We start from the raw sequence: 1,415 nt of genomic DNA on the forward strand, positions 1-1,415 counted from the left end.
CTAGTACTACAGTCGCGTTTGTATGGTCTGTCTGCGTGCTTTGTAGTGGCATTGCTGGGCGCGGTGTTGGTGTTTTCGTCGCCAAAGCGAACAGTGGATAACGTGGTGGGGGTCTGGTTGTCGGTGCCAGGCGATTCGTGTGATGAGGTGCCTGATTTCGGGCAGTGAGAGCCTTACCAGTTGCTCGGAGCCCGGGTAAGGTCCCCCTTTTTTGAGCGGATGACGCTGAGGAAGGCGTGGGCGAACATGGAGAGTGTGATGTGCCGGTACCATCCGGTGTATTGACGTACTTGGTAGTGGTCGAGGCCGGTTTCGCCCTTGGAAGTTTGGAAGGTTTCCTCGATGGCCCAGCGTGCCCCGGCAACCCTGGCCAATTCGATCAGGGTGACCTTCTCGGGCGTGAAGCAGATGAAGTACGCCAGGTCCGTGGGGTCTTTCAGGGAGCGGCGCGCCAACAGCCAGTGTTCCCCGGTTTCGGCGGGGCCGTTGATGCGGATCCTCGCCCAGGCGTAGAGCCGTTCACCTTTGGTCCCGGTCCCGGCTGTCCGGGTGCGCCAGGCCCGTCCGTCGAGGCCGGCGAAGAGTGCATCCGCCCGGCCCTCGGTGCCGAATGAACCGGGGGCCGGGGTGATGACGCGCTGGTTCATGGGAACGGCCATGACGTAGTGCAGGCCTCGGGCTTCCAGCCGGCGGCGCAGCCCGGCGTGTTGGCCGTAGACCGCGTCCCCGGTAGCCCATTCGGCTTGGATGCCGGCATCCAGTGCACGCTCAATCATCTCGGCCGCAAGGACGGGTTTGGTGGCCATCACCCGCTCCTCCGGGACGCCCGCCCGCTTGCAACGAGCAGGGTCCTCGATCCAGGCCTTCGGCAGGTACAGTTCCCGGTCCAGGAACGTCCGCCCGGCCGGTGAGGCATAAGTCAGGAACACCCCGATCTGGCAGTTTTCCACCCGCCCCGCGGTGCCCGAATACTGGCGGGCCACTCCGGCCGAGGCGGTCCCCTTTTTCAGGAACCCGGTCTCATCAATGGCCAAAATCCCCTTCGCGTCGCCCAGATGCTTTTTCACGTAGCCGACCAGGGCATCACGCACGGCGTCAGGGTCCCAGTCCGTGGTCGAGAGCAGCCGTTGCATCCCATCGGGGGTGCCCTGCCCGGCGCGCTCGGACAAGGTCCAGGAGTTCTTTCGCTCCTCATCCGAAAGCAGGCCGCGGATGTAATTGACCGCGTTGTTCCGCGGCTCCGTGCGCGCGAACTCACCCCCGATCAGATCCCTGATTTCCTCAAGGCCCTGAGCCCATTCCCGGATTTCTGCCACCCAAACATCATCGCTCACCCGTCATGATTAACAGGATCCTGGGCCGAAGTCCGATTAAAACGCCGACAGCACTGAAAATAAACGCGACTGTAATACTAG

1 protein-coding gene is annotated in these 1,415 nt (G+C 62.8%); it reads right to left on the reverse strand.

What is annotated here, in order from left to right; all coding sequences use genetic code 11:
- Positions 1-173: 173 nt before the first annotated feature.
- Positions 174-1,316 carry an IS701 family transposase gene (locus PY310_RS21460; protein ID WP_419095537.1) on the reverse strand — a complete coding sequence of 381 codons (1,143 nt, stop codon included), beginning with the start codon at positions 1,314-1,316 and terminating at the stop codon, positions 174-176.
- Positions 1,317-1,415 lie beyond the last annotated feature (99 nt).

Origin of the sequence: Pseudarthrobacter naphthalenicus, assembly GCF_029076445.1 — a bacterium.
Taxonomy (GTDB): domain Bacteria; phylum Actinomycetota; class Actinomycetes; order Actinomycetales; family Micrococcaceae; genus Arthrobacter; species Arthrobacter naphthalenicus.